General features: G+C 41.5%; 17 protein-coding genes. 2 read left to right on the forward strand and 15 right to left on the reverse strand.

The genetic code is table 11. The features are described 5' to 3' along the window. Positions 1 to 20: 20 nt before the first annotated feature. Positions 21 to 1,412, reverse strand: a complete 1,392-nt coding sequence (locus ACIPK1_RS09510; RefSeq protein WP_005225822.1) for a 6-phospho-beta-glucosidase — start codon at positions 1,410 to 1,412, stop codon at positions 21 to 23. 260 nt (positions 1,413 to 1,672) lie between these two features. Here ACIPK1_RS09510 and ACIPK1_RS09515 point away from each other — a divergent pair, with 260 nt between their 5' ends. Beyond that, entirely contained in the window at positions 1,673 to 2,593 is a 921-nt protein-coding gene (locus ACIPK1_RS09515; protein ID WP_400450639.1) for a MurR/RpiR family transcriptional regulator, read from the forward strand. Positions 2,594 to 2,669: 76 nt separating this feature from the next. Here ACIPK1_RS09515 and ACIPK1_RS09520 read toward each other — a convergent pair whose 3' ends face one another. The 14 genes from ACIPK1_RS09520 to ACIPK1_RS09585 all read right to left on the reverse strand — a co-directional run bounded on the left by ACIPK1_RS09520 (position 2,670) and on the right by ACIPK1_RS09585 (position 21,461). After that, positions 2,670 to 4,589 carry a beta-glucoside-specific PTS transporter subunit IIABC gene (locus ACIPK1_RS09520; protein WP_005235453.1) on the reverse strand — a complete coding sequence of 640 codons (1,920 nt, stop codon included), beginning with the start codon at positions 4,587 to 4,589 and terminating at the stop codon, positions 2,670 to 2,672. A 197-nt stretch (positions 4,590 to 4,786) separates the two neighbouring features. Continuing rightward, positions 4,787 to 5,629, reverse strand: a complete 843-nt coding sequence (gene licT, locus ACIPK1_RS09525; RefSeq protein ID WP_005235451.1) for a BglG family transcription antiterminator LicT — start codon at positions 5,627 to 5,629, stop codon at positions 4,787 to 4,789. Between the two features lie 307 nt (positions 5,630 to 5,936). Beyond that, on the reverse strand, positions 5,937 to 7,712 hold the full coding sequence (locus ACIPK1_RS09530) for an ABC transporter ATP-binding protein (RefSeq protein WP_005235438.1): 1,776 nt from the start codon (positions 7,710 to 7,712) through the stop codon (positions 5,937 to 5,939). Beyond that, positions 7,712 to 9,460 (reverse strand): ABC transporter ATP-binding protein, encoded by a 1,749-nt coding sequence (locus ACIPK1_RS09535; protein ID WP_400450641.1) that lies wholly within the window; start codon positions 9,458 to 9,460, stop codon positions 7,712 to 7,714. The genes ACIPK1_RS09530 and ACIPK1_RS09535 overlap by 1 nt, the downstream gene beginning before the upstream one ends. Before the next feature lie 198 nt (positions 9,461 to 9,658). Then, complete coding sequence (locus ACIPK1_RS09540) at positions 9,659 to 9,877, reverse strand: YneF family protein (protein ID WP_005235432.1); 219 nt, start codon at positions 9,875 to 9,877, stop codon at positions 9,659 to 9,661. Positions 9,878 to 9,984: 107 nt separating this feature from the next. After that, the gene (locus ACIPK1_RS09545) at positions 9,985 to 10,788 is read right to left on the reverse strand and encodes an ABC transporter permease (RefSeq protein WP_008378441.1); all 804 of its coding nucleotides are present in this window, start codon (positions 10,786 to 10,788) and stop codon (positions 9,985 to 9,987) included. A 2-nt stretch (positions 10,789 to 10,790) separates the two neighbouring features. Next, the gene (locus ACIPK1_RS09550; protein ID WP_005235429.1) at positions 10,791 to 11,699 is read right to left on the reverse strand and encodes an ABC transporter ATP-binding protein; all 909 of its coding nucleotides are present in this window, start codon (positions 11,697 to 11,699) and stop codon (positions 10,791 to 10,793) included. A 252-nt stretch (positions 11,700 to 11,951) separates the two neighbouring features. After that, positions 11,952 to 13,475, reverse strand: coding sequence for a helix-turn-helix domain-containing protein (locus ACIPK1_RS09555; RefSeq protein WP_400450644.1), 1,524 nt, complete (start codon positions 13,473 to 13,475; stop codon positions 11,952 to 11,954). A 325-nt stretch (positions 13,476 to 13,800) separates the two neighbouring features. Then, positions 13,801 to 14,823 carry an adhesin gene (locus ACIPK1_RS09560; protein ID WP_142437106.1) on the reverse strand — a complete coding sequence of 341 codons (1,023 nt, stop codon included), beginning with the start codon at positions 14,821 to 14,823 and terminating at the stop codon, positions 13,801 to 13,803. A 182-nt stretch (positions 14,824 to 15,005) separates the two neighbouring features. Beyond that, a complete protein-coding gene (locus ACIPK1_RS09565) occupies positions 15,006 to 16,628 on the reverse strand; it encodes an Ig-like domain-containing protein (RefSeq protein ID WP_400450646.1) in 1,623 nt (540 codons plus the stop codon). Positions 16,629 to 16,893: 265 nt separating this feature from the next. Next, positions 16,894 to 18,984 (reverse strand): ABC transporter permease, encoded by a 2,091-nt coding sequence (locus tag ACIPK1_RS09570; protein ID WP_400450647.1) that lies wholly within the window; start codon positions 18,982 to 18,984, stop codon positions 16,894 to 16,896. Further along, positions 18,956 to 19,732, reverse strand: coding sequence for an ABC transporter ATP-binding protein (locus ACIPK1_RS09575; protein WP_008378452.1), 777 nt, complete (start codon positions 19,730 to 19,732; stop codon positions 18,956 to 18,958). The genes ACIPK1_RS09570 and ACIPK1_RS09575 overlap by 29 nt, the downstream gene beginning before the upstream one ends. Positions 19,733 to 19,821: 89 nt before the next feature. Further along, entirely contained in the window at positions 19,822 to 20,769 is a 948-nt protein-coding gene (locus tag ACIPK1_RS09580) for a sensor histidine kinase (protein WP_400450649.1), read from the reverse strand. Next, entirely contained in the window at positions 20,766 to 21,461 is a 696-nt protein-coding gene (locus tag ACIPK1_RS09585; protein WP_005235415.1) for a response regulator transcription factor, read from the reverse strand. Before ACIPK1_RS09585 ends, ACIPK1_RS09580 begins: the two co-directional genes overlap by 4 nt. 162 nt (positions 21,462 to 21,623) lie before the next feature. On the opposite strand from ACIPK1_RS09585, the gene ACIPK1_RS09590 reads away from it, so the two are divergent. Next, positions 21,624 to 22,241 (forward strand): FMN-dependent NADH-azoreductase, encoded by a 618-nt coding sequence (locus ACIPK1_RS09590; RefSeq protein WP_005225804.1) that lies wholly within the window; start codon positions 21,624 to 21,626, stop codon positions 22,239 to 22,241. Positions 22,242 to 22,356 lie beyond the last annotated feature (115 nt).

Below are 22,356 nucleotides of genomic sequence, written 5' to 3' on the forward strand. Positions count from 1 at the left end.
GTTTCTTTCCTACTTTCTCTTTATTTAACTAGTTCGCGATCAAGTTCGCGAGCTACTTCATCTTGTACTTCTACGCCTTCTTTTTCAAGACGTGCGATCGTTTCCTTAAATTTAGGCAAGTGATCTTTGTGGGCAATAAACAGTTCGTCCATGACACGTTTTGCCGTATCACCTGATGGAACCAATGGGTTGATGGTGAAGGCTTGTAATGCGATATTGTAATCCCCCGTCACAGCTGCTTCGATCGTTAATAATTCCATTGCTTTCATTACCTGTAACCAACCTTTTTCAGCTGTCGGTAACTCACCAAAGGCAACATTTCTAGCCCCTTGTCCGCCAACGTAAGCTGTTACTTCGACTACGCAATCGGCAGGAAGATCTGGAACGGCGCCTTCATTTTTGGTTGAAACGACGATTTGGGTATTTTTATTAGCATAAATGGAAGCAATCGTTTCACACGCTGCATCTGAGTAGTAAGCACCACCACGTTTTTGCAGCTGTTCTGGTTTATGATCCAATTCAGGATCTTTGTACAACTCAAACAATTCGGCTTCTGTTTGTTTCACTTGCTGTGCGCGTGTACCGACAGTCTTGTACTCTTCGATCGCATGATTCAACATTTCTTCTTGACGATAGTAATAACGGTGATACCCGCAAGGAATCATCTTCATTTGTTCCAGCTGTTCTTTGTAAAATGGTACATCAAAGATATTCTTCGGTAAGCCATTGTCTTCTTCATACATTTTATCAATAATGTCCATCGTAACGTCATTGCCGTGTGAGTCGGTAACTTTGTGCCAGTGAAAGTGGTTCAATCCTGCAAATTTGTAAATCAATTCGTCAGGTTCTTTGCCAAGCAACGCAGGTTCAACCATCGTTGCCATGACAGGCACGTTACACAACCCGATGACTTTGTCCCATTTTCCGTAACGCACGATTGCTTCAGTCACCATACCGCTTGGATTCGCAAAGTTGATCAACCAGGCATCGGGACACAAGCGTTTCATGTCTTCAACGATTTCAAGAATGATTGGAACCGTACGAAACGCTTTGAACATACCACCAGGGCCGTTGGTTTCTTGACCAATCATGCCGTAATAGGCAGGAATTCGTTCATCTTTGATACGGGCATTCAGCAATCCTACTCGGAATTGAGTCGTAACGAAATCAGCATCTTTTAACGCTTCTTCTCGATCCAATGTCATGTGGATTTTTACATCGTAGGGTGACGCATCCCACATCCGTTGTGCCATCGCACCAACGATTGCTAATTTTTCTTTTCCTGCTTCGATATCTACTAGCCAAATCTCACGAATCGGCAATTCTTCATAGCGTTTGATAAAGCCTTCCATTAACTCCGGGGTATAGCTGCTGCCGCCACCAATGGTTGCAATTTTAATTCCTTTTGTCATTGTATTGCTCCTTTGCTATTTTATTTACATTCTTATTATCATTCATAAAAACATTTGATTCAATGTAAATAGCATATTTAGAAAAAGCGTTTGCAAATCTCGTTTCTTCTTGCAGATGTTTTGTAAAAAAGATTTACAAAGAGCATCAAATAAGGAATAATTAGGATGTAAACGATTCGCTAGGTACTGAATAAAAACGAATTTTTGTAAAAACCATTTACAAATAATCATAAAAAAATGTAAAAAGGAGCATATATACCATGTTGTTACAAGAAAAAATGCGCCAAATCAAACTAGCACCAGCGGAACGATCGTTGATCGATTATTTATTAGCCAACCCGACTGCGATGGCGGATCAAACCATTAAGGAATTGTCAGAAAAGACCTACGTTCATCCTTCTACTTTTATTCGGATTGCCAAAAAATTAGGCTTCAATGGTTGGCTCGACTTAAAAACGGCCTTTGTGGAAGAGCAAACTTATATGAGCAGCCATTTTACAGATGTAGATGCGAACTTCCCTTTTTCCTCCCATGACGGCATTATGACCATCGCCAAAAAGTTGGCAAAGCTTGAACAAACAACGATTGAAGATACGCTTTCCTTGATCCATCATGATGAATTACAAAAAGCGAAACAATCGTTGCTCAACGCCAACCATATCAAGATCTTCGCCAGTAATGCCAATACCTTGATTTCTCAAGACTTTGTTTTGAAGATGCGGCGTTTAGGAAAAAACATTCACGTCTGCGACACCTTCGGCGAGAGTGCTTACGAGGCATCTAACTGTACCTCCGGTACGACCGCGATCTTGATTTCTTACACCGGTGAAAACAAAATGGTCAAAGAAATCGGTAAGATCCTTGCCGAGCGGCAGGTTTCCATCATTGGCATGACGAGTATCGGGGAGAACTCCTTGGCGAAATTAAGTAATTGTGTTTTGAATATCACGACAAGAGAACGGCTCTACTCAAAGATCGCCAACTTTACGATCAATACGTCCGTTTGCTACTTGCTGGATTTGTTGTACGCAGTCGTCTTTTCGGAGCATTATGAAAAAAACTTGCAGCATTTGATCGATATTGGCATGGCTTATGACAAGCGCCCTACATCATCGACGATAATCGCTGAGCCAACCTACGATAAAAATCTTCATTATAAAGACTCACTGTTTCCCAATTAAATGACTGACAAAAAGCGATCGCTTCACATGGGCGATCGCTTTTAACCTTACGTAGAACTTGTTAGAAAGTTTTTGGCTAAACTAAAGCCGTGATCAAATCATCGGAACAGCCTACCTCACGTTTGTCTGACTCGATGATATCCAAATAATCGGCGGAGTTGGTGACTAACACTGGGGTCTCAATATTAAATCCAGCTTTGATCAATGCATCCTTATCAAAGGTGATCAATTTTTGTCCGCGAGTCACCGTGTCTCCTTGCTTCACATGGGCTTCAAAGTATTCACCGTTTAATTGAACAGTATCTAAACCAATATGGATCAAAAGCTCTAAGCCGTTCTCAGAGATCAACCCAATGGCATGTTTGGTTGGGAACAAGGTCATTACTGTTCCGTCAAAAGGAGCCACAACTTCGCCTTTTGAGGGATGGATCAAGATGCCTTTTCCTAGAATCCCTTGTGCGAAGGCTTCATCTTTTGCACTGCTTAGTGGTGCGATCGTTCCTTCAACAGGGGAAGTGATTACTTCTTTCCGAACAGTCATCGCTGGTTGTCCTTCTGCGATTTCTTCTTCCACCGCATCATCTTTCCAGAAAGCCATCGTCAAACCAAAACCAATCGCTGCAGCGATCAAGATCCCGATGACCGAGAACCACATGCCACTGGCATCGCCTTCTGGAGTGATATAGTTAAAGATTCCAAAGACGCCTAAACCACCAGAGGTATAGCTCGTTGTGCCATTGATCATTAAGAAGGCACCTGCGACCGCCCCACCAATCATTGAGAAGAAAAACGGCATTTTTTTCGGTAACGTGATCCCATAAATTGCTGGTTCTGTTACACCAAAAAGTCCTGAGATAATGGCTGGTGGACATAGAGCTTTTAGTTTTTTGTCTTTAAGTTTAAAGTACATAGCCATCACTACCGCTGTTTGGGCAAAGCTGGCACCAAATGATGCTACCAAAATTTGACTGTAGCCGAGCTGTGTCACTTGCATAATGTGTAGTGGCACAACTGACCAATGCAAGCCGAAAATAACCAAGACTTGCCAGAAGAAGCCTAATAACAAACCATAAATCGCTGGAGAGAAGTCCATCAATGCTTCAAATCCTGAGCTTAAAAGATCCGTCAACATACTGATCACAGGTCCAATCACCAAAAAGCCAATTGGCAATGCAATCAATAAAACCAAGAAAGGCACTAAAAATGTTTGGACAACAGACGGAATGATTTTCTTCGCCAATTTTTGAACTTGTGCAGCGAATGCGATGATAAAGATTACTGGAACCACACTACTAGTATATGTCGCACCAACCCACGGAATCCCTAAGAAGGTTTCATACGCTGGCAAGCCTAATAAGCTATAAGGTGCAGCAGCTCCCTCGCCAGCTCCGGCAACAAATGCCGCTTGCAAGGCTGATCCTTGAATCGTCGGATAGCAAAGCGCCGACCCGATCACGATTCCCACCATTGGATTTAAGCGGAATTTTTTTGCTGACGTATACCCTAAAATCACCGGCATAAACATGAAGATCGAATCACCGATCGCATTGAACATCACATAGGTACCAGTCGTTGTTGTATAATCGATCAAACCTGTTGTACCAATAAAAAGCAACAGTGCGTTTAGTCCTTTGATCATCCCAGCCGCACACAAAGCACCTAAGAAGGGTTGGAAGCAGCCGCTCAAAATATCGATCAAACGATCAAACAAGTTGCCACCTGAGGCTGTTTCTTCAGCATCACCACTGATTCCTGCAACATCGATCACTTCTGCATAGACATCTGGCACATGGTTTCCGATAACCACCTGGTATTGACCGCCACTCTTCATGACCGTCACGACACCTTCCATGTTCTTTAAGACTTCATCATTTGCGACGCCTTCATCCTTTAATTTAAAACGCAGGCGTGTGATACAATGCGTCAAGCTATTGATGTTCTCTTTCCCACCGACATTTGCGACGATTTTTTCTGCTAATTCACGGTATTTTCCCATTTTTGATTCCTCCAATTTTTTTGTATTGAAGGTTTAGCCAACTGAATGTCACTATCCAAAATGTTTCGTCTTTGATATGCTGCTTCTTAACTAGCGGTCCTAAAAATACGTTTTAATAAAAATCATTGCCAAAAAATTATTCTTTCTTCTATATCTTGCACTGAGTAAAACTCTTTCTCCTTTCTTCTTTATTTCAATCAACGATTTTTTTGCACAAGTCTGGCAATATGAATCGTTAAATACAAACTTTCGTCACTGGACATTTGATACTGATACTGATTTTCTAATAGTTCAGCGATTTTTTGTACGCATTGATACGCATTTCGGTACTTCACTTTGACCATAGCCAAAAGATCTTCATCGGTTTCATCCGTATGAGGGGTATGGTTTTGCATTCTTGAGACAAAAAATTTCAAATGCGTAGTGAAGCGATAAAAATAAACGGACTCTTCATCAAAGGTGGTTTTGAAAAAATATTTAACAATGTTAATAATGTCTTGCATCGTTTGGGTTAGCTCAGCAATATTGCCTTGGTCACCATTTTCGGTTTGCGCATTGACCAGATGCAGAGCAATAAAGCCAGCTTCATCATCTGGCAGCTGAATCCCGTAATGTTCTTTGATTTTTTCTACTGTTTTGCAGCCTATTTGGTACTCATCGGGGAAAAAACGCTTGATATCCCACAATAAGACATTTTTGACCGTCATTCCTTTTTTCGATCGTTCAATGGCACAGTGCATATGATCTGTCAGCGAGATGTAGATGGAATCATTGATGGGGGATGACAATTCTCGCCGAGCATACTCAATGATCTCATTGGATAATTCAAGATATTCCAGTGGTAAGTCAGCAAGCAGCTCTTGAAATTGAGATAAGATCGTCTGATTTTCTAAGCGATATACTTTATCGACCGTTTCTGAAGAAATGTCATCTCCCACTTTTTTCTTAAAGGCAATCCCCCGCCCCATAACAATAATCTCGTTTTGACTTTGATCGGTAGTGATCACAACATTATTGTTTAACACTTTACTGATTTTCATGTCCTACCCCCACTTACTTTATCATTGCGGATATGGTTCATTGCTTGTCTTTATTGTTTAGCCAACAGTCAACACAGAAAAAACCTCATGAAAGCAGCGCAAATACCGCAGCTTCATCAGGTTTAGCTTGTTAAAAATCAACAATCACTATCCATTAGAACCAGTTCTATTATCTTTATCATAGCAAAGGTAGAAAGCGCTGTCAATCGTTGTTCGTTATTTTTATTTTTCATCCCTTCCTTCTTTTTTTCGTACAAAAAAACCTTAAAAACGAGAGTCTTTAAGGTTAGCATTACTATCAAAGCTATTAAACTTCACTTGCCTGCAAACGGTACATATCGGCATACAACCCTTTTTGAGCCAAAAGTTCATCATGGGTGCCTCGTTCGACGATCGAGCCTTTATCAAGCACCAAAATCAACTCAGCATCGCGAATGGTAGACAATCGATGGGCGATCGCGATCGTGGTTCGCCCTTGACGCATATTTGCCAAGCCTTCTTGGATCAGTCCTTCTGTTTCAGTATCGATATTGGCAGTCGCCTCATCCAAGACCAGCACTTTCGGATCGGTCACCATCGTTCGGGCAAAGGAAATCAATTGCCGTTGCCCGCTTGAATAACTGGCACCCCGTTCAATCACTTTGGCGTGGTATTTACCAGGTAGTTTTTGAATAAAGGCATCTGCTTGAACAAATTTTGCTGCTGCTTCGATCTGTTCTTCACGAATGTCCTGATTCAATAAGCGGATATTGTCAGCGATGTCCCCATAAAACATGAAAGCATCTTGCAATACGAGTCCAACTTTTTTCCGAAGCTCTTCCATCGTGAAGTCGCGGATATCTTGATCATCGATCAAAATTTGCCCTTCCCCAAATTCGTAAAAACGCATCAACACATTGATGATCGAGCTCTTGCCACTTCCTGTGTGACCGACTAGAGCCACGGTCTCACCTGGATAGGCGATGAAAGAAATATGATTCAATACGTTGTTTTTTCCATCATAGGAAAAACTGACATCACGAAATTCAATTTTTCCTTTGGTGATGGTTTGACTGGCATCGGAGTTTTGCTGCGGCGTATATTCTTCGTTATCCATAATCTTCAAAATCCGGCTGCCGGCTACCATCCCATCAGTAAAGACGCTGAGAAAATCCATCATCTGTGTCATGGGATTAAAGAATCCTTGAATATAGGTCGTAAAGGCGAAAATCAACCCAACTTCAATGGGCGATTCTAAGGCATCAAACCCAAAGAGCGTCAATGACAAGGCAATCGCTAAGGCATACAACAAACTAATGATTGGTGATAGTAGCAGCGCATTCGTGCGGATCATGGCGTATCTAGTTTTCAAATAATCATCGTTGGTCGCTTCGAATTCTTCATTCAGCCGCGCCTCTTGGCGGAATTGCTGAATGATCTGCATGCCAGAAATCGATTCATTCAATTTCGTATTCAGTTGACTCAGTTTTTCCCGCATTTGACGATAGATACGAGAGCTGAATTTTTGATAATACCAGATGACTACCATTAGGATTGGCAGAAAAATCAAGTTTAGTAAGGCAATTTTGACGTTGATGCGGAACATGGCGGCAAAAGAAGAAACCACCGCAAAAATTCCTGTCAATACCATCAAGAAGACATACCAAAATTCATACAATGTTTCTGTGTCGTTGCTGACCCGTGAAACGATCGAACCCGCTGGCGTCTGATCGAAATAGCGCATCCCAAGACTATGCAATTTTTCAAATAATTTTGCTCGAATATATTGATAGGTTTTTAAAGAACCCATTGAATAAAGGAACCATTGGAAAAACCAAATCACGGCTTTTACCAACACCCCAAAGAAATACAACGCAGCAAAGAAATAAATGACTTGCTGGGTCGCCGTCTGATTGGTCAAATAATTATCCATAAAGGTTTGAATGATCAAAGGCAACAAGATATTGATGATCGATAGCACAAAAGCAAAAAAGATCGCTGCATAGAAGGTTTTTCGAAACGGTTTGGCAAAAAGAAACATTCGTTTGATGATGTTTTTTTGCTCTTTAAAGGGAATCGATTTGCTCCATTCTGATTCTTGCATTAGGCTTCACTCCCTTCGATTTTGGCTTCTAGTTGCTGCTTGTCCCACATTTTTTTATACCAGCCATTTGCAGCCAATAATTGTTCATGGGTCCCACGTTCACTGATTTTCCCATTGTCGATCACGAGAATTTCTTCTGCATGCTTGACACTGCTTAGGCGGTGGGCAGCAATGATCGTTGTTTTATTCTGACGGAATGTCCGTAATTGTTGTAAAATAGCTTCTTCCGTTTTGGCATCTACTGCTGAAAGGGCGTCATCTAAAATCAATAATTCTGGGTCAGTGATCAAGGCACGGGCAATGGATAAACGCTGTTTTTGTCCGCCGGAAAGAGAAACACCACGTTCCCCCACCATCGTTTCGTACCCTTCAGGAAACTGACTGATATCCTCGTGGATCACTGCTAATCTAGCAGCCGCTTCAACTTCTGCTTGAGAAGACCGTGGTTGCGCGAAGCGGATATTGTCTCGAATCGTCATGGAAAATAAGAAATGATCTTGCGGAACATAACCGATCGAACCCAAAAGAGCATTCAAAGAGTATTGCTTGCTGTCGATGCCCCCGAAGGTGATCGCCCCATCAAATGAATCATACTCTCGCAACAAGAGCTTCATCAAAGAGGTTTTTCCTGCACCAGTTTTCCCGACCACACCAAGTGTTTGCCCGGCAGGCAAAGTAAAGTGGATGTCTTGCAGGACAAAATCATCTCCTTGATAGTGAAAATCATTGATTTGAACGTTCACCGTTCCTTGGGCTGGGGTATCGACCGCATCTTTGGCTTCAATGATATGGGTCTTTGCCGCCAATAATTCGGCAACCCGATCATAACTTGCATTGCCTCGTTCCAGCACATTGAACAGGCGTCCGATGGCAAACATTGGCCAAACTAACATACCGATATAACTGATGAAAGATACCAATTGACCGATCGAGATGGTACCGTCCATGACATAATTGCCGCCAACGATGATCGTCAGCACATAGGAGATTCCAATGATGATCGTAATAAACGGATCAAATAAGGCATCCAGAAAATTGACTTTGCGGTTTTTGATGATGGCATGGTCGATTTTGGTTTGAAAATCAGCGATGTCCTCTTTTTCCTGTCCAAAGGTTTTGATGACTTTCATCCCAGTAATACTTTCTTGGGCTTTGTCGTTGATGGAAGAAAATGCTTCTTGCGAGTCACGAAACGCATCATGCAATTTGCTACCAAGAACCCGTGCCATGACTGCTAAGAAAGGCAGCGGCAATAGAGCAATGATCGTTAACCGCCAATCGATAAAGAGAACCATCGCAATGATGGTAGCTCCACCAGAGATGAAGGAATCAGCAAAGGTCAAGATCCCCGCCCCTGCCACATTCTGGATGGCATTCAAGTCATTGGTGGCATGGGCCATCAAATCACCTGTCCGATGCTTTTGATAAAACAACTGATCCATCCTTGTAAAATGTGCAAATAACTGTCTGCGTAACGTTTTTTCTAGCCGAGCGGCACTGCCCCAGATATGCGTTCGCCAGACAAAACGAAACACATATTGAGCGATAGCTGAAGCAATCAAGATCATGACCCAAAAAAAGATCGTCTGCATCGAGATCTCTTTTTCCGCAATTTCATCGATGATGATCCCGATAACTTTGGGAGGGGCCAACTGTACCAAGGCGACTAGGACTAAAGAGCCTACGCCTAACAAATAATGTTTCTTTTCTTGTTTAAAAAACCAACCTAACTTCCTAAATATTGACATAACACTCTCCATTTCTTTGTGACCTGTTGCCTAAATTTTGCGATTTTTCCGAATATTTATTAGATTCAGATTCGATTGCTACCCCGCTATTCACAGAACGTAAATAGAAAAAGCAGCCTGGGGACATTCTTTTAGTTTCTGCATTTTGCCGCAATAAAAAGCGAGCTGATAAAATCAGCCCGCTTCTTAGAAAAAAACCTACTTTTGGTTTTTCATTTGCTGCATCATCTGACGAATCTTTTTCTCAGAAGGTTTTTGACCCATTGACATCATCATCGAGCGAAGCATATCCTCATTAACGGGAGGATTTTTCTTTAGATAATCTTGCATATATTTACGCGCCAAAAAGAAGCCGCCGACAGCGCCTAGTAATGCTGCAACAACAGCGATCACGATTACGATTCCTACACTAACCATTTGAAAACTCTCCTTTCTCTTGTACTCTCAATGAATCATTTTACTAGAAAAAAACACAAAAAGAAAGAGTGAAAGTTGGATTTATCCAAAAACTTTCACTCGTTTCCTCAACTTAATGCGACATCTCTTTTATTGAATAACCAATTTGTTAAAAGGTAGATTAAAACACTATAAACAAGGATCCCGATCGCCATTTCCCAATAGCCCAATCCCGGATCAAAGGCAGTCATCTGCATGTCAGGACTATTTAATAAACTCGGTATCTGCTCTTTGATATTCATAAAATTAAACGGGTTCCACTTCAGCCATGGGTATTTTTCTTGAGCAAAAAGCATGATCGAGTTGATGATGCTGCTTCCAAACAACATACCCAAGCCTAAGCCAACCGCCAGGCTTTGAGAGCGAATGACGGCTGAGATAAAGATGGTCAATGCAATATAAAAGACAATCAATAGCAAGTTGGTTCCCGCAAAAACAAAGGCAACGAGAATCGCCGCTAGCCCGTTGTAGCCAGTAGCAGCAAAAGGTGATTCAGCTGCTAAAAATAAATTGGCGGCTGCTAAACTACTGATTAGTAAAACAGCAGTCCCTAAAAGCGCAAATAAAAACGTGTTGATGGCTTTTGCTGCTAAGATTTGGCTTCTGGAAAAAGGCCGAATCAATAAGAACTTGATTGTTCCACGACTGAACTCTTCCGCCACTGAAGAAGCTGCCACAATCACCACAAATAAGTTTAAAAAGGAAGTCATGTCGCTCAAAGAAGCGAATAAATCATTGGCACCAATCTCGGGACTACCTAAGCGAACCACATAGGTCAACCCAAAAGTCATTAGAACCAATAAAAGCAGCATGATCCAAGTAGAACGTTTTTTGGTTAATTTGATCCATTCATTTTTAATCAATGTCAGCATGCTTACAAACCTCCTTCTTCGGTCCAAGCCAAGAATGTATCTTCTAGAGAAGATTGCTTTGTCCGTAGTTCTTTCAAGCCGATCCCAGCCGTCACGATCGCTGCAGCGATTGCCGAACGCTGATCTGTTGCTAGAGTGACTTGCAATTCATCTGCAACCTGCAAGACCTCGACCTCAAAGGAAGCTTTTAACAGTGCTTCTGTTTCCGCATTATCATCAGTTTTAATAATCAGTACATTTTTCTCTGCTTTCAACTCTGCCATTGCTACTTGATGAGTGACTTTTCCTTTTTGCACCACGATCAAATGATCGGCAATTTGTTCGATATCGCTTAATTGATGACTGGAAACTAAGACAGAAACGCCTTTTTCTCTCAAAGAAAGAATCATTTCTCGAAACTCCCGCATGCCTTTAGGATCCAGGCCATTCATCGGTTCATCTAAAACTAATAAGTCTGGTTGATGGACCAATGCCTGGGCAACACCTAAACGCTGACGCATCCCTAATGAATAGGTTTTGACTTTTTGATGGATGTGTCCTTCTAAATGTACCTGACGAATAAGAGCTTCTAATTCTGCTGTCGTACTTTTTTTCTTCGCCATGCGCTGATACTGCATCAAATTTTCATAGCCTGTCATATAATTATAAAACTCAGGATTTTCAACGATCGCACCGACTGAGGCAATCGCGGTTTTAAAAGAAGAATCCAGTAAATTCCCCATAATGGCAATCGATCCTGTGTTGTGCTTCATCAACCCAACAATCATCCGAATGATCGTCGTCTTCCCAGCCCCATTAGGCCCTAATAAACCAACGACTTGTCCTTGGTCCACCACAAAGGAAACATCCTCAATGATTCGTTTGGTTCCAATCAATTTGGAAACATTTTGCAGTGCTAATACTTCTGTCAAAGTTACCCCTTCTTCCTAACACCTTTTCTGCAACGATTTTAAATAAAAAACGTTATGATAATATGTATACCATGCCATCTCTGTAAAAAAAAGTCAAGAAGCGAAAAAGGAACGACGATGTTCCTGTTTTTGCTTCTTGACACCTGTGTTTATCAAAGTCGCTTTTCACTTTCGCCTTACTGCCGAAACTTACGAAATTATAAGTTCTGTCTGCTCAGCCAACCCACGCGGCTGATTATTTACATGGTACGATCAAATCGATTGGGCAAAAACGAGCTTTTCAAAAGCTGCCTTGTTCTTGGCACTTCTGATCTGTTTGATCGTTTGTTTAAGTTGTTTCCACTCCTTTGCGCTTGGTTGACCGTTCCAATAAAAGATATAGGGCTGTTCTTCCTCAGAAAATTCTTGATGAATCGGATAATCACTGATGACCAAATCTGGTTTTTGAGTAAGTGAAAGATGCGCCATCGCTCGATGCGTTGCATTCAATAGTCGGTTCTTCATCCAAAGTTCTTGCGTTTTTCCGTATTTCGAATGGATCGAGAAAGTGACTGGCTGTTCATATTTGATAAAAATAACTCTCAATAACATACAGTATTGGAAAATCAATCGGTCATTCTTTTGCAGCAATGCACGCAAATCAGGTAAAGAAACAGTCGCTTCCTCAAAAAATCGTTTCACGGTCGGATAAAGCACTGGGAAAGCCGCTTGTAGCTCTTGCTTGTCGGTCGGTTTACCAAAACTATCACTTTTTTGTCGGGTACCAAAAAGGTTGGAAGCAGAATGGATCATTACGAAATTAACTAGTAAATAGTTTTTTTCAGCATCGGTAAACCTCAGACGAAAACACTGGGCTAGTTGTTCAACAAGTAATACTTCTGGCTGATACTTGGGTTGGGTCAACCACGAGAGTTCCGCCTCGCAAAGATCCTCTTCAAGATAGGTGTTCATTACGCCAAACATAAAATACAAGAAGCTGCATTCAGGCTCCGAGATTTCAGATAGAGAAAGGTGATTGCCGTTGAATAATGGCTTTAAAAAGACCTCAAAAAACTGATTCCTTTCAATCAGTGGATGTTCAAAGGTACTTACTTCCTCTGGTAAAAAAGTGATTGGATGCTTTTGATGAATTCTTTGCAGGGAGATAGCGAATAGATTAAGAAACTTATCGATATCGATTTTTCTCATATAAGAAGCATTAGTTTCAAACAAAGCCATAACGCTTTCTTTATCCTTGATCGATGCCACGACCTGTGAGTGCTTCTCATCGAAAATCTGCCAATAGGTTAAATGATAAAAATAGCGGATTGCGTATTCCTCACCTGTCAAGGGATCTCCTTTCTTCAGACTATAGGACAAATGATAGTTCGCCAAAATGTGATTTAGTTCTTTCAATTTTCGTTGGACCGTTCGGAGACTGCTGAAGGTTTTGAGGCTGAGTTGTTCAAGGGAGTGATAGTCCCCATGAAAGAGTGCATCGAGTAAGATAAACCCAACGGTTCCCTGTAACAATACATTATATGCTTGACTCAATAAAAATCGTGGAGAAAAAGCAATCACCACTTCTTTTTCTTGTTCATCATAAATCAGCGTAAACTGAGGATAGCGGGCACAAAACCATTCGACTTGTTGCACGATCGACTGCATTTTATTCGTTCTCCTATTGAAAACATCAGAAAGCTCTTTAATTGTATATTTTGGTTTGTTCGTTTCGTAACAATAACTTAGAAACTGAAAAATTTGTTTTTCTGTGGTATCCAAAAGTGCGTGTAACATGAAAATTCCCTCGCTTGTATGGTCAGCCAAAGCTGTTTTTTGCTTTGAATCTATCACCTTACAAAATTGTAAGCTGTGAATGTTTGGTGATCGTACCACTGTGCCCTCTTTTCTGTCAAATTACTTTTAACAAATTTTCCTTTTGTTATCTGTATATTTTCATAAAAAAAGTCTGACGCCTCAAAACGATCGTCAGACTAATTATGAATTACGGCAAAACAACACGTGATTGTGCATTCTGGGGAAGAAATTTCCAATCGTGGGTTATCAATTTTCTCATGATTTTTGGGTATGTTCGTTACAGCTTCTCATCATAAAATAACTTTCACTTCAGCCAGTAAAGAAACACAGTCAGAACCACTACTAGACCAAAGAGTAGATAGCGAAGATTGGTAGTTTTGCTGCCGGTTTTCGGTAGTACGGCTGCATTGACCTCCTTGCCACTGCTTATCTCCGTGGGTTGAAGTTGTTCCTTTTTGTCTTGAGAAGATGTTGTCGCTTGGTGCTCTTCTGTACGGACACTAGATGAAACGCTCGCCTGACTTTTCTGGGATTGATTGGCTGGCAATCCTTTGGTTTTCTTTTGTGAATCTGAATGCTTTGACGAAGCAGATTCCTTCTCGGTAGACGTTATGGCTGTCGCTGCGTTTTCTTGACAGCTCTCTGTCTGACTTGGCTCGCTTTTAGTGACTGGTTGGGTGCTGACGGTTTCCGAATCACTGATATCGATAGTGCTTTGTGTGCTTTGGATGTCTTCACTGGTAATTTCAGCCTCAGAAGTCGTTGGACTCGTCGATTGAGACTCGCTAAATTTCGGCTCGATACTACTAGAGGAAGCGCTTGTTGCTACCGTTTCGTTTGAGCTTTTACTTGTCTCAGCTGTCGTACTCTCATTACTGCTTGGCGGCGCGGTTACTTGCCAATGACCGGGCTTCAGGTTTTCAGTTATTGTTGTTTCACCATCATATATAACAACTAAATCAACTTTATCCATACTTTTTATCTCATCAATAGCCATCTCCGCATGGATCCTTAAGTAGTTTTCAACACCTGAAAACCAATCGACTTTCGTTAAAACTGTTTCGCCGATCACTTTTTCACTGTGTCCGTTCCCATCCCAACCATAAGTTAGTAAGACACGAACCTTTTGTGAAGTCAGTGTTTTGTTCGGACGTACCGGAACCGTGATCATTTTCAAGGCTTCGTCATAAATCACTCGGTTCGTTTGTACAGAAAACGACAGATTTCCTCTGGAACGTTCTTTTGCTGAAGTATGATCGAAACCAAACACAAGAATCAATAACCCTATTAGCAGTATTGTGATTAAAACACCAACCAGTTTTCTCATTTCCTCACTTCCTAAATGAATATTTCAAGATAACTTGATAAAGAAATTATAATAAAATCTCAGAGAAAACATGCGCCGAAAAAAAAAGGAAAGTGGCCATAAAATGGCATCTTTCCTTTAAATAAGTCTTTATTAATTTTTCTTCCAAGTAATAAAACTGCCTCCAAAATTTCAGTTTCTATCTACCTGATAAATTTACTCCAACCTAACTTCAATGCGCATCCTGCTAAAACCATTCCTATTGCAATCCATAAATGATTATACACTTCATTCGTTTGAGGAAAGTGCTGTTTTTCTGATTGATTATGCAAATTATTTGTTTTGGATGACTTATTGATCCCAGAGGATGAATTTTCAGGTGACACCGCCCCAGTATTACTAGAACTACTCCTGTTAGTTGATTCGGTGGATTCACTGGTGCTACTGTCGCTACTTGGTTCCGTGCTACTACTAGTGCGGCTTTCACTACTTGGTTCTGTGCTACTGCTGGTGCGGCTTTCACTACTTGGTTCCGTGTTACTACTTGTACTGCTTTCACTACTTGGTTCTGTGCTACTAGTAGTACTACTTTCACTACTTGGTTCGGTAGTACTACTAGTGCTGCTTTCACTACTTGGTTCTGTGCTACTGCTGGTGCTGCTTTCACTACTTGGTTCCGTGCTACTACTTGTACTGCTTTCGCTACTTGGTTCCGTGCTGCTACTGGTGCTGCTTTCACTACTTGGTTCCGTGCTACTACTTGTACTGCTTTCGCTACTTGGTTCCGTGCTGCTACTGGTGCTGCTTTCGCTGCTTGGTTCCGTGCTGCTACTGGTGCTGCTTTCACTACTTGGTTCCGTGCTGCTGGACTCCCCTGGTTCACCGGTTCCGCCACCACCGCCACCATAGCGTGGCGTATAGCCAGTAATACTGCTTGTTCTTGGCACATCATTGACCACGGCATCAAGGATGCCCCGATTGGTATATTGTTCCAATGTTCCATCCGTTTCTGTTTTGTAGGTAATGTAGATCCGTTCCTCCGTATCCCGCAAAGGAATTTCAAAGGAGCCATCACTATTTAAAACGATCGGTACTTGCTCAACATACGTTGGGTTGGAAACGCTGGGGCCGTAAACTACTCGGGCAGTCGTACTGATGAGTGTCTGATGGGGACCTAAAATATCAATAAACGTTCCATCTTTGATCGTCACTTGATTTGTATCAAACGAGTTGATGTACACACGCCAATCAATAATCCGTTTGGGTTCTTGCGTACCTAAATACAGTCCTTGTTTGGTGAGTAAGGCTCCCTCCCCTGTATCATCCACTGCTTGAATAAAGATAGGCACCGATTGCGTTCCATTTACTGTTTCGAAGTTGAAGTTGTTGATTTGGTTCTCTGTCACTTCATCGCTGAACTTTGTCCAAAAATAAAAGTCCCCGTGTACATTGGTATTTTGTTCGACAAATTCCGTGAAAACAAAGGTCAGCTGATTGCCAACTTGGGTAACATTGACCACTAAGTTGTTATTTTCATCGTATAAAGCATACGTATTATTGACGCCTTCAATCTCAACTGGCAAGGTGACAGTCGCTTTGTCACCGGCTTTTAAATCTCCTAAATCCTCCAAACTCCAGGTCATATCTATTTTGAAGGAATCATCCTTTTCAATACTTGTGATGACCTCGTTGCGGCTATTAACGATCGATACATTTGTGATCAGGTTGGCACCCACATCGGTTTCCCCATAAACAATCCGGATACCAGCAAATAAAGGAATCAGCAACAGTAAGACTGCAAATGCTTTTCCAAGTCGTGTGATCATTGGTCTCCTCCCTCAAATAAGTGCTTCCCTAAATCCATCGACCGCAGCCTTCACTGTACTCGAAATGAATTTTGCATCTGACAGTTGTCGTGTTCTAACAGTGTCTCTTCGTTTGTTTGACAAAATGAGCGTTACTTAATTTTATCTGCTTTTCAATGATTTGCACAATTAAAAGGCTTCATGGATAGAAATTTAGACAAACTAGCTAATAAAAAGCCAAATCCCAATCAGTACAAACTGAAAGAGATTTGGCTTGAAGAATAAATTACTCTGTAGGATCGGCGATCCTATCAATTTGCTGCAAGTACCGATACTGACAAACAAAGTAAAAAACGATTTGGAAAATCAAAAAGAGACTAACGATCACACCATAGTATTGCCATACAGGCAATTCTACTAAAATACGCAAAGCGGTCATTGCCACCGCAAAATGGATCATTGCCACGACTGTTGGCAAGAAGTACATCACTTGCAGTTGGCGTCGCAGAACTTTGTGACGCTCCTTCGGCGACACACCTAAGATATGCAAGGAACGGTGGTACGCCCCATCTTTATCTAAATCTGCAAATAAACGGAAATAGATAATTGAAGCGGAGAAAATAAAGAAAACCGAACCCAGTAATACCGTGATCATTAAGATGATGCCATTTCCTTGACGATTTTCTTGGAAAACTTGGTATTTCGAGGTATAAGACGTACGCATCGGAATGTCTTTTGCTGCTTCTGCCCACTCTTCATCCGTATAGTCACCTTTGGCTTCAAACTCCTGACTGAGCTCTTCGTATTGCTGATCGATCAAGGCATTTTCTTTATCTAAATTCCCATTGAAATCAGATACCAATTCAGGTGTTTCAGCCCATTCTGGATAGTCTAACCAAATAAAACCAGATTCCATATCGTCGGTGGATTTTTGCAAGAGGGCTTGCCACTCCTCAAAGGTTTTATCTGTCACAACTGACAGTCCAAAGTAATCCAGAGAAAGCATTGAGGGACTGTGGACAATCGTAACATCTTTTTTTATACCGGTCTCTGATCCCAATTCGATTGGATAGATACTTGTACGTTCGTTCTCAGGGACTTCTAGAAGCTGTTTTCGACGTGAATAATTAGCACTAAGTGTCATTATTTGATTATCTGCAACAGAATCAGCTTCCTCACCAATTTGTTTCATCATTTTCTGATAGTCGCTTTCTCGCATAATTGAAAAGCCATTCGTCGTATAGAATGAATCATTCGTAACTGCAGATTCATCCAGATTCGCATATGCCCATAGTAAGGAAACACTATCCGTTACAGGCGCATACCCTTTTTCTTCTATAACAGTTTTAATTTCGTTTACTTTTCCCTCGGTATGATCGAGGTCTTCTGGCCCAGACCACGGAAACACATAGGCTACACTGATTCCTTGGATCGAAGAAAAAGAAGAGCTACCGATTGCCAACATCACGGAAATCCCAACGAATGCCACGGAGGTACTAATAGCGATCAGACTATACATCGCCGCATTGTCTCGCATGCGAAAGATCCATTCGCTGATAGTCAACATCCGAGTGCCCCGTAAGAAGGTCGACCGTTTCTTTAATCGTTTCAACAGAAATACGCTGAACTGATGGAATGACAAAATCGTGCCTGCAACAGTCAACAAGACTCCTAGCATAAGTGGCAGCATTGAGTACGTTTGGAAGCTAAAATAAAAGACCAATCCATAGCCAACTAGCAACAGCACAATTCCTGAAAATGCCAATGCCCAATGACTTTTTGGCTCAGGACGCGGTTTTTCATTTTCCTTGATCAAGGAGATGATCTGCTCTCCTTGCAAAGCCCGAGTACTGAAAAAGGAGATCAAGAGAAAAATAAAAACATAAATCCCAAAGGTCAATCCTAAACCTTCCATAGGAACCATAAATTTCAGTCCTTCTGTTAGATACATGACATTTTGCGCAATCAGCAGCAATAATTTCGTCAATAAAATCCCTAACCCAATACCGGTCACTGTGGCACAGGTTCCTAAAAGGGCATTTTCGACAAACAAAATCTTTCGCAGATCTTTTTCTTCGATCCCCAAAATCAAGTAGATTGCCAGATCACGTTTGCGTCGTTTTAAAAAGACCACAAATGTATACCATAAAAACAACAGCGACAGTAAAGCGATCACCACAAGTGCGACGGATAGACCGACCTTCGCCAATTCTGAAAGTGTACCGCTATTGGACAAATTTTCTTCCAATTGCGGATGAAAGAGCAAAAGACTAAAGATATAAAACACCATCGCCGCAAAGGCGCTACTGACGAAGTAGGCCGCATAGGTTCGAAAATTCCCCCGCAGATTACGAATGATCAACTGTCTGAAATTCATGACGGCGACCTCCTAAATGTGCTAGGACTTCAAGAATTTTTTGATAAAATTGCTGTTGATCAGCCCCGCGATAGACTTCGTTATACAGCTTTCCATCTTTGATGAAAACGACCCGATCAGAAAAGCTGGCAGAATAAGGATCATGGGTGACCATCATGGTGGTGACCTTAAGTTGCTTGTTCATCTGACTTAGTATTTCCATGACATCTCGTGCTGCCTTTGAATCAAGATTGCCCGTCGGTTCATCTGCTAAAAGCAATTCCGGTTGATGGATCAAAGCTCTAGCAATCGCAACTCTCTGCTGCTCTCCACCGGAAAGCTGATAGATGCGTTTGTCTTTTTTCTCATAGATCCCAAGCTCACGTAATAGCTGTTCCGAACGTTCTTTCATCTCAAGAACCGGCACCCGATCCAATGTCAGTGGTAAAATCACATTCTCAAGCACGCTCAATGGCGAAAGTAAATTGTAGTTTTGAAAAACAAAACCTAGTTGCCGACGACGAAACTCCGCGAGTTTTTGCTTAGATAATTCTAGGGGCTGCTCGCCCTTGATGATCACCGAACCTGAAGTCGGTTTATCCAATGTTGCCACCAAATTCAGCATGGTGGTCTTGCCACTGCCAGATGGACCCATAATGCTGATAAATTCTCCTTCTGGCACTTTGAGATCGATTTGCTGTAAAACCTCAACAGACACTTCCCCTGTATAGGTTTTCGATACATTTTTCAATTCTAGTAAAGCCATCATCTTCACTCCTTTGCTACCAGTTTAGCAGGCGGCACCGCAATCAGTTATCGATTTCATGATAGAAAGCTTACAAAATTGTAAGAAAGCCTTCACCTCCGAAATGTTAGGGTAACTGTCGTGCCTTGATTCTCCATAGAGGCAAGCGACACATCGATATCTAATTGCGTACTGATCGTTTCAACTAAATAAAGACCGATCCCAGTTGCCTCTCCTGTTTGCCGCCCATTCTGCCCTGTATAAAAGGGGCGAAAAACCCGCGGGAGATCCGCTGCTGCAACCCCGCATCCTTCATCTGCGATCGTCAAGCTTCTAGAAAACGGATCAATTTCAAAATAGACTTTGCTCTCTGCTGTTGAGTACTTAATGGCGTTGCTAATGAGCTGAAAGAGCAAAATACCTAGCCATTTTTTATCTGTTGTCACCGTGATATCCGCTTCACTCATCAGCTTCGGATAGACTTCACTGCGAATAAAATTCCGCTTCTGGTCACCGATACTGTGTTTTAACAATTCCAACAGTGAGGCTGACTCGATAACGAAGTCCTCTGTGAAATCTTCCAAGCGCACAAAATTCAGCGCAGTCGCCAAGCCACTTTTTAAGCGATCTGTTTCAGCTAAAAGATCGTAGCTGTCGACCTCCTCACTTTCAGCCATTAGCGCTAACACTGAGACAGGTGTTTTCATTTGATGAACCCAGATATTCATGAAACGAATATGATTTTGATGGTGCTGATCTAGTTCTGTCAGCCGTTCTTGCTCTTGCTGTTCTTGTGCATCGAACTGCTTGCGCCATTGCTTGGAAAGGTAGCCATTGCTCCGGTGAGTCGCTCTTCCATGCTTGATATAATGATAAAATGCAGTATTGGAAAGGTAATCTACCAAATAAACAAGAACAATGAACAGCCCGAATAGAAGCAGACCATAACCAATCACGAGGTAATTTCGATAGCCATCCAACCAAATCACCAAAACGAACAATGAAATGGCTAGGAAGGTAACGAGTAGTTTAGGTAAATGAACACTTGCATATGCTCTCATTCTTCTGTACCTACTACCGATAAGGCGTAACCCTTGCCGCGAATCGTTTGGATCGGATCATTGATGCCCATTGCCGCCAATTTTTTTCGCAAACGGCCAACATTGACAGAAAGCGTATTGTCATCAACGAAACGCTCATCATCCCATAATAGATTTAAAATCCGTTCCCGTTTGACCATTTCTGGGTGCGCTGACATTAAAAGGGTCAATAATTCTCCTTCTCGAACAGTCAGCCATTCACTGGCTTCACGATAGACCATCTTCAACGCTTCCGGATAATAGGTCAATTCGCCAGCTTTCAAGCTTCTCGCCCGATCAGACTGTGCATAATCCCCATAGACTCTGCGAATATGGCTCTTCACTTTAGCCAGCAGCAAGTCATAAGAAAAAGGTTTGACCAGATAATCATCAGCACCGTATTCTAATGCCATCACTTGGTCCATATTGCCGTCACGTGCGGAGATGAAGAGAATTGGAACCAAAGAATGTTCCCTGATTTTTTGGCACCAATAAAACCCATCATAATAAGGCAGATTGACATCTAACAAAACCAAATCAGGTTGGATCATCAAGAATTCAGCTAAAACCGCAGCGAAATTTTCCGGAACAAAGGTTTGATACGCATAGCGGGATAATTGATTTTCCATCATTTTGACTAACGATTTGTCATCTTCGACCACGAATATTTTCATAGAACCCCTCCTGTTTTCTCTAAAGTTTACCAAAACTACGTGAAAAATACTGCAAAATTCCAGCTTTTTTAAAAAAAGTACACTTATTTATTGTAAGCAAAATTATTTTATAGTATACTACGTTTTGTGATTAAAACTTACTTAAAGTAAAGGTGGAAAAAAATGAAAAATATTTTAGTTGTTAAAGCCAATAACCGTCCTGATGGAGTATCTGCAAAAATGTTTGATACGTTCGTTGAAAATCTTGATACGAACAATGTGGACGTTGTAACCTTTGATGTGTACGCACAACCAATGCCTTATATCGGTCAAACGTTATTTGAAGCATTTGGCAAACTTTCACAAGAACAAGAATTAAACCAAGAAGAACAAGAATTGATGACTGTCCGTCAAGACGTGATGAACAAATTCGCAGCAGCAGATACCATCGTTTTCGCTTTCCCAATGTGGAACCTAACGATCCCAGCAGCTTTGCACACATTCATCGACTATATCTTCCAAGCTGGCTTTACTTTCTCTTATAACGAAGATGGTTCAATGAACCAATTGTTGAAAGACAAAGAAATCGTTCTATTGAATGCCCGTGGTGGTGTTTACTCAGGCGAAATGAGCGCAATGGAAAACGCTGTAACCTTTATGGAAAAAGTTTTCGGTGGTATGTTCGGCATGAACATCACAGAAGAAGTAATCATCGAAGGTCACAATGCAGATCCTTCTAAAACAGCAGAAATCATTGCTGAAGGTTTAGAACGCGTAGCAGCAGCTGCGAAAAAATTCTAATCATTGCTATCGATCAACTCCTCAACAAAGCACTATTGCTGGTTGAGGAGTTTTTTTATCTAAACATGTTGATCGTCCATTGGATCGATAAAACAAAGATGCCCCTTAGAACAGA

Source organism: Enterococcus sp. NPDC086594, assembly GCF_044746145.1.
Taxonomy (GTDB): Bacteria; Bacillota; Bacilli; order Lactobacillales; family Enterococcaceae; genus Enterococcus_D; species Enterococcus_D entomosocium.